This is a genomic window from Streptomyces sp. WAC04114, assembly GCF_019733245.1.
In the GTDB taxonomy this organism is placed as follows: domain Bacteria; phylum Actinomycetota; class Actinomycetes; order Streptomycetales; family Streptomycetaceae; genus Streptomyces; species Streptomyces massasporeus_A.
The window spans coordinates 1-6,965 of record NZ_JAIGQA010000276.1 but is presented as its reverse complement, the minus strand read 5'-3'; the positions used below and the strand labels follow the sequence as shown (position 1 = coordinate 6,965).

The window sequence follows — 6,965 nt, the reverse complement described above, 5'->3', positions numbered from 1 at the left end:
CTCCGCCCCCGCCCAACTGGGCCTGCAGCGTGGGACTCACGGCCGTCACGGCGTACGCGCCCGCCAGGCCCAGCGCGATCCCCAGCGCACCGCCCACCAGCCCGTTGACCACCGCCTCGCCGACGACCTGCCGGGTCACCCGGCCCGACGTCCAGCCCAGCGCCTTGAGCGTGCCGAACTCGCGCACCCGGCGGGAGACCGCCGAGGACGTCAGCAGGCCCGCGACCAGGAACGCGGCCACGAGCACCACGACCGACAGCCACGTGCCGACGCTCGCGGCGAGGGAGGAGGCCGTGGACAGGGAGCCGGAGACGGTGTCGGCGAGGTCGGCGGAGGTGGTGACCGTCGTGCCCGGGACGTTCTTCCCGATCTCCGACTTGACGGTGTCGATGCGCTGCGAGTCGGTGGCCTTGACGTAGATCGTCGTGACCTTGTCCTTGGCGTCGGCGAGTGTCTGCGCCTGCTTCAGCGGGATGTAGAGGTTGGCGGCCGCGTCCCCGCTGTCGGCCGTGGCGATGCCGACCACCGTGAACTCGGTGCTCTTGACGGTGACGGTGGAGCCGGCCTTGAGCTTCTTCTCCTTGGCGTACGCCGCGTCCGCCACGGCGACCTTCGCGTTCGTCTCGCTCGTCCTGAACGTACGGCCACTGGTGATCTTCGACGAGGTCAGCGGGCCGAGGGACGGCTTGGTGACGTCGGCGCCGTAGACGGAGTAGCTGTTGACGTCGAAGTCGGCGCCGCCGCCCTCGACCCGGCCCTGCGGCGAGGGCTGGACCCCGCCCCGGCCGCCGCCCTGCCCGCCGCTGCTCTCCCCCTGCTCGAACCGGCCCCGTGTGAACGCCCCGCTGACCTTGACGACCTGGAGGCTCAGCCCGCCCACCGCGTCCGCGACGCCGCTCTGCGCGTCGACCCTGCCCACCGTCGATGCCGCCAGCGTCTGGAAGCCCTGCACCATGACACGGTCGCTGCTCTGCTCACCGCCCGAGTCGTCGTCCTGGGCGTCGAAGCGGAAACGCGGCCGTTCGGAGCCGCTCCCGGCCGGGGCCGCGGCCTTGGTGACGGTCATGTCCGTCCCCAGCCCGTACAGCGACTGGAGGACCTTGTCCTGCGCCCGGCCCATGCCGGCGGACACGGACGTGACGACGATGACCAGCGCGATACCGAGCGCGAGTCCGGAGGCGACGACGAGGGCCGCCTTTCTGCGGCGGCGCAACTCGCGCCTCAGGTAGGTGAGGAACATGGCGGCAAGCTATGGACGGTCCGTGATGAGGACTTGAGGCGCGCATAAGAGCTGGATGAGAAGAGACGAACCCCGAAGCGGCGAAAGGCCGCCGCCCACCCCGGGTGTCCGGGGGTGGGCGGCGGCCTTTCGTCAGGAGTGCCGGCGAGTCGTCAGACCGCCGAACCGGCCGTCCAGTCGGCCCAGCTCATGTTCCAGCCGTTGAGGCCGTTGTCCGGTGCGACCGTCTTGTCGCCGGTGTTCTCCACGACCACCACGTCACCGAGCATCGAGTTCTTGAAGAACCACGCACCCGGGGTGTTCGGGTCATTGGCACCCTTGGCGTCCTGCAGGCCGACGCAGCCGTGGCTGGTGTTCACGTTGCCGAAGATGGACTTCGCGCCCCAGTAGTTGCCGTGGATGAACGTGCCCGAGCTGGAGAGGCGGATGGCGTGCGGCACGTCCTTGATGTCGTACTCGCCCTTGCCGTCGTCGTCCGTGAAGCCCACGGTCGCGCCGTTCATGCGCGTCTCTTTGAACTTCTCGGACATCACCATGATGCCCTCGTAGGTCTTGTTCTCGGGCGAGCCGGCGGAGATCGGGATCGTGCGGACGGTCTTGCCGTCCTGCGTGATCTTCATCTGCTTGGTCTTGGCGTCGACGTACGAGATCTGGTTGCGGCCGATCTTGAAGGTGACCGTCTTCTGCTGGACGCCGAAGACGCCCTTGGCTCCCTCGACACCGTCGAGCGCGAGCTTCAGCGTGACGGTGGAGCCTTCCTTCCAGTAGTCCTCGGGCCGGCAGTCCATGCGGTTGGCGTTGAACCAGTGGCAGGCGACTTCCTGGCCGCCGGTCGTGCTGACCTTGATGCCCTTCTGGACCGCGGCCTTGTTGGTGATCGCCTTGTCGAAGTTGATCGAGACCGGCATGCCGACGCCGACGGTGGTGCCGTCGTCCGGCGTGAAGTTGCCGATGAAGCTGTTGGCCGGGGAGACCGTGGTGAACGAGGCGTTCTCGTGGGCGACGCGACCGTCGGAGTCCTTCGCCTCGGCCGCCAGCTTGTAGGTGGTGGACCGCTCCAGCTGGGCGGTCGGCTTCCAGCTGGTCTTGTCGGCGGATATCTGGCCGCTGACCTCCGTGCCCTCCGACGTCGTCATCTTCACGTCGGTGAGCGTGCCCTTGCTCACGGTGACGGCGGCGGAGTTGTTGATGGAGGCGTTGTCCGAGCCGTCCTCGGGTGTGATCTTGATCTGGGCCTCGGAGGTCTTCTTCGCCGCGGCCTCGTCGACCTTCGACTGGGAGCTGTCGCCTCCGTCGCCCCCGGAGGCGCTGTCGTCGCCTCCGGAACACGCCGAGAGCATCAGCACTCCGCCGAGCAGTGCGGACGCGACCGTCAGGCCCTTGCGCCGCTTACTGACCGTCATCACACGCTTCTCCATCGTTGCCGAATTCCCCAGAACCCCGAGTGTCCCCGTCAAAACCTGAGTGCCCCCGCCGGGACCCGTGAGTCCTCACCAGGACTCGAGAGTCCTCATCCCGAACTTTCAACGCTACGACCGGTGCGTCCGGTTCCCCAGGTCGCGCAGGTGTGGGGATCACCACGTCCGTGACGGACGGGGCCGGTCGTTACGGGTGCGGTCGGTGCGCCGCTTGAGACGCGAAGACCCCGGGCGGCGGTTGCCGCCCGGGGTCACGAATTCCGGACAGCTCAGCCGTCGCTGTCGTCGCCATCATCCTCGTCGAGGTCCCAGTCCGGCGAATCGGGGTCGTAGTCGATCCGTTCACTGCTCCAGGAGGCCTGCTGGAGCTCGATCCCCGGCACCTGGCTGACCAGGTCGAACGGATCCACGAGGTACGCGAGGGCCTCCGCGGTGTCCTCCGTCACAGCGCCCTCGGCATGGGCTCGTTCCGCCGCCGGCATCTCCGCCTCGTCGGCGATCCGGCGCAGCGCGGACTTGGTGACCGCGTCCGCGTCGTCGACCTCGAGAACGAGTTCCACCCGAAGCCGTACAAACCGTGATGTCTCTGGAGTGCTCATGGCGCGAGCGTACGTCCAGGTCCTCCCGTGACTTTCCCGTGACCCGCGACTTTCACTAACATCGCCCCACACGGCCAATTCGCCGACGTCACAAGGGGATCGATATTCCGTGTCATCCGCTCGCCGCCCGTTGCTGACCGCCACCGCCGCGGCGTCCCTGCTGGGCGCCCTGTGGTTCGTCCCGTCCGCCAACGCGACGTCGCACTCCCCGGTGAGAGACGCGGTCTCGACGAGCCCGTCGCCGCAGGTCACGGAGCAGGCCCGGATCGCGGCGACGACCGCGGACACCTCCGTCACCGGCACCCGCCTCGCCGACACCGGCAGCTTCGACAGCACGCCGTACGTGATCGGCGGGACCTTCTGCCTCACGCTGGGCGCGGGGTTCGTCGTGTACTCGGTGCGCCGGGAACGGCTCGGTTTCTGACGGTCGTTGACGCGGGGCCCCGCCGGACGACGGGACCCCTGCCGTGCTACTGGAGCGGCCCGGTGACCTTCTCGACCGCGGCCAGCAGCCGCCCGTCGCGCACGAACGCGTCCGCGGCGGCCAGGTCGGGCGCGAGGAACCGGTCCGGCCCCGGGCCCTGGACTCCCGCCTCACGCGCGGCGTCGATGACCGCCTGCGACGCCGGCGCCGGGGTCAGGCCCTCGCGCAACTCCACGGCGCGCGTGGCGGCGTAGAGCTCGATGGCGATCACCCGGGTGAGATTGTCGACGGCCGTGCGCAGCTTGCGCGCCGCCGACCAGCCCATCGAGACGTGGTCCTCCTGCATCGCGGAGGACGGGATCGAGTCGGCGGACGCCGGTACGGCGAGCCGCTTCAGCTCACTCACCAGAGCGGCCTGGGTGTACTGAGCGATCATCAGGCCCGAGTCCACACCCGCGTCGTCGGCGAGGAACGGCGGCAGGCCGTGGCTGCGGTTCTTGTCGAGCAGCCGGTCGGTGCGCCGCTCGGCGATCGAACCGAGGTCGGCGGCGGCGATGGCCAGGAAGTCCAGGACGTAGGCGACGGGCGCCCCGTGGAAGTTGCCGTTGGACTCCACGCGCCCTCCCCCAGTGCCGAAAGCCTGGGAGGTGCCCCCAGGCAGTACGACCGGGTTGTCCACGGCGGCGGCCAACTCGCGGTCGGCGACCAGCCGGGCGTGCGTCATGGTGTCCCGCCCGGCGCCGGCGACCTGCGGTGCGCAGCGCACCGAGTAGGCGTCCTGGACGCGCGGGGCGTCGTCCTGGTGGTGCCCGGTCAGGCCCGACCCCTTCAGCACGGCCAGCATGTTGGCGGCGCTGGCGGCCTGGCCGGGGTGCGGCCGGATGGCGTGCAGTTCGGGCGCGAGGACCTTGTCGGTGCCGAGCAGGGCCTCCAGGGAGAGGGCAGCGGTGACGTCGGCGGACCGGTAGAGCGTCTCCAGGTCGGCCAGGGCCATCACCAGCATGCCGAGCATGCCGTCGGTGCCGTTGAGGAGGGCGAGGCCCTCCTTCTCGCGCAGTTCGACCGGCTGGATGCCGTGCGCGGCGAGGAGTTCGGCGGCCGGGCGTACGACGCCGTCGGGGCCCTCGGCGTCACCCTCGCCCATGAGCGCCAGGGCGCAGTGGGACAGCGGCGCGAGGTCGCCGGAGCAGCCGAGGGAGCCGTACTCGTGCACGACGGGGGTGATCCCGGCGTTGAGGAGGTCGGCCATGGTCTGCGCGACCTCGGGCCGGACGCCGGTGTGCCCGGAGCAGACGGTCTTCAGTCGCAGGAACATCAGGGCGCGGACGACCTCGCGCTCCACGGCCGGGCCCATCCCGGCGGCGTGCGAGCGGACGATGTTGCGCTGGAGCTGCGCGCGCAGCTCCGGGCTGATGTGCCGGGTCGCCAGGGCGCCGAAGCCGGTGCTCACGCCGTACACGGGGTCCGGCTTGGCCGCCAGCGCGTCCACGATCTCGCGGGCCGCGGCGAGGGCGGCCACGGCCTCCTCGGAGAGCTCGACGCGGGCGCCGCCGCGCGCCACGGCGAGCACGTCGGACGCGGTCACCCCGGACGTCCCCACCACCACAGTGTGCATATCCATATTCAGGAGCGTACGCAGTGAATTCGATGATGTCACCACTGGGGAGCACGTTCACCCCTTACCGAATACGTCACACGCCGCGGTTACCGGTCACACCGCCGGACCGGGGTCAGGGCGCGTGCCTGCCGCGGAAGCGCCGGCGCTCCCCGCCCTCCTCCTCGGAGGGCTCGTCCGCGAGCCGCAGCACGGGATCGTCGGGCCCGGCACGGCCCGCCACCACCGGCCTGTCCGCCCGCTCGGCCTTGGCCCGGTACTGGGCGGCGTCGGCGAGCCGGAACAGCCGCCGGGCGGAGCGCACCGGCCCGATCGGGTCCTCGGTGGACGCGACCCCGCAGGCCACCCCGTCTCCGAGCTCCAACTCGGCGGCCCTGCGGCACAGTTCGCCCGCTGCCTTCACGACCTGGTCGGCGGGTGGCCCGACCGCGAGCAGACAGAACTCGTCCCCGCCGAGCCGCGCGGCCAGCGCCCCCGGCAGCATGGCCCCGCACAGCGACAGCACCGACCCGAACCGCTCCAGGAGCCGGTCCCCGGCAGCGTGCCCATGGGTGTCGTTGACCCGCTTGAGCCCGTTCAGATCGCAGACGACGAGGCTCACGACGGCGCCGTCCCGGCGGTGCCGCTCGATCGCCCGCTCCAGGCGCACGTCCACGGCGCGGCGGTTGGCCAGACCGGTGAGGGAGTCGGTGAAGGCGAGCCGTCGGGCCTCCTCCAGCCGCTCGGTCTGGGCGAGGCCCGCGGCCACTACGGAGGCGAGGACCGTGGCGAAGTCGGCGTCGCCCCGCCCGAAGACGGCCTCACCGGCCGGGCGTGCGACATACAGTTCGCCCCAGGCCCGCCCGTGCAGCACGATGGGCGCGACGACGCAGCAGCCGCGCCCCCGGCGGCGCAGGGCGGCGACCCGCTGATGGCAGTACCCGGGCTCCCGGCCGGCGGCGGGCCCCTCGGCGGTCTCCACCCACGCGTCGGGCTCCCCGCCTCCGGCCCACTGCTCGTGCAGGAACTCGGTGATCTCCGCGAACTGGTGCACCGGGTAGGCCTCGTCCTCGGGGAACTCCTCCTCCCCCTCGGCCAGCTCGCCCACGTTCACCAGGACCCTCAGCCGCCCGAGCTCCCGCTCCCAGACCGACAGCGCGGCGAAACTCCCACCCAGCGCCCGGCACGCCCCGGCGGCGGCGGCACGCCACGCCTCACGCGACCCGTGCGCGGCCGCCATCCCCTGAGCCAACGCGACGACGGCCGCCAGCCGTCTGTCCTCACCCATCACTCCAGGCTAGGGAGTTTCCGGCCAGACTGACCTGTTTACGACGCGAACGGGGACGACTGTTGTCACGGGGGTCCGCTCCGGTGACATCGCCGGAGTCCGCTCCGCTGGTGCCACCGGATCCGCCCGGGTCCCTACTCCCCCGGCCACTGCGGCTTGCGCCGCTCGTTGAAGGCCGCGACGCCCTCCGCCCGGTCCCCCGAGAACGCCGTGGTCCGCCACGCCGCGTCCTCGACCTCCAGCCCGGCCCGCAGATCCAGCCCCTGCCCGAGCCGCAGCGCCCGCTTCGCCGCCCGCAACCCCACCGGGGAGTTCCCGGCGATCCGGCCCGCCAGGGCCAGCGCCTCCTCGCGGTCCCGCCCCTCCTCCACCAGCTGATCGACCAGCCCCAACTCGCCCGCC

At 71.3% G+C, this 6,965-nt stretch carries 7 protein-coding genes; 1 reads left to right on the top strand and 6 read right to left on the bottom strand.

From position 1 onward, the window contains the following. The 3 genes from K4G64_RS37555 to K4G64_RS37545 all read right to left on the bottom strand — a co-directional run. The coding region (locus K4G64_RS37555; protein WP_221760349.1) for an ABC transporter permease at positions 1-1,240 on the bottom strand (1,240 nt) is incomplete at its 3' end. A 152-nt stretch (positions 1,241-1,392) separates the two neighbouring features. Continuing rightward, positions 1,393-2,643 carry an Ig-like domain-containing protein gene (locus K4G64_RS37550; RefSeq protein WP_221760348.1) on the bottom strand — a complete coding sequence of 417 codons (1,251 nt, stop codon included), beginning with the start codon at positions 2,641-2,643 and terminating at the stop codon, positions 1,393-1,395. 284 nt (positions 2,644-2,927) lie between these two features. Then, positions 2,928-3,257: a hypothetical protein gene (locus tag K4G64_RS37545; protein WP_221760347.1), complete on the bottom strand. Its 330-nt coding sequence runs from the start codon at positions 3,255-3,257 to the stop codon at positions 2,928-2,930. A 109-nt stretch (positions 3,258-3,366) separates the two neighbouring features. On the opposite strand from K4G64_RS37545, the gene K4G64_RS37540 reads away from it, so the two are divergent. Further along, positions 3,367-3,681, top strand: coding sequence for a hypothetical protein (locus K4G64_RS37540; protein WP_221760346.1), 315 nt, complete (start codon positions 3,367-3,369; stop codon positions 3,679-3,681). Positions 3,682-3,727: 46 nt separating this feature from the next. Here K4G64_RS37540 and hutH read toward each other — a convergent pair whose 3' ends face one another. The 3 genes from hutH to K4G64_RS37525 all read right to left on the bottom strand — a co-directional run. After that, positions 3,728-5,296, bottom strand: a complete 1,569-nt coding sequence (hutH, locus tag K4G64_RS37535; RefSeq protein ID WP_221760350.1) for a histidine ammonia-lyase — start codon at positions 5,294-5,296, stop codon at positions 3,728-3,730. Positions 5,297-5,411: 115 nt separating this feature from the next. After that, a complete protein-coding gene (locus K4G64_RS37530; protein ID WP_221760345.1) occupies positions 5,412-6,563 on the bottom strand; it encodes a GGDEF domain-containing protein in 1,152 nt (383 codons plus the stop codon). 134 nt (positions 6,564-6,697) lie between these two features. After that, positions 6,698-6,965: enoyl-CoA hydratase/isomerase family protein (locus tag K4G64_RS37525; RefSeq protein WP_260461517.1), on the bottom strand; the 268-nt coding region annotated here is incomplete at its 5' end.

What these genes read in the sequence shown, in the direction of transcription:
- K4G64_RS37550 (WP_221760348.1), bottom strand. Translation starts at nt 2,643, where the DNA reads ATGACGGTCAGTAAGCGGCGCAAGGGCCTGACGGTCGCGTCCGCACTG.
- K4G64_RS37545 (WP_221760347.1), bottom strand. Translation starts at nt 3,257, where the DNA reads ATGAGCACTCCAGAGACATCACGGTTTGTACGGCTTCGGGTGGAACTC.
- hutH (WP_221760350.1), bottom strand. Translation starts at nt 5,296, where the DNA reads ATGCACACTGTGGTGGTGGGGACGTCCGGGGTGACCGCGTCCGACGTG.
- K4G64_RS37530 (WP_221760345.1), bottom strand. Translation starts at nt 6,563, where the DNA reads ATGGGTGAGGACAGACGGCTGGCGGCCGTCGTCGCGTTGGCTCAGGGG.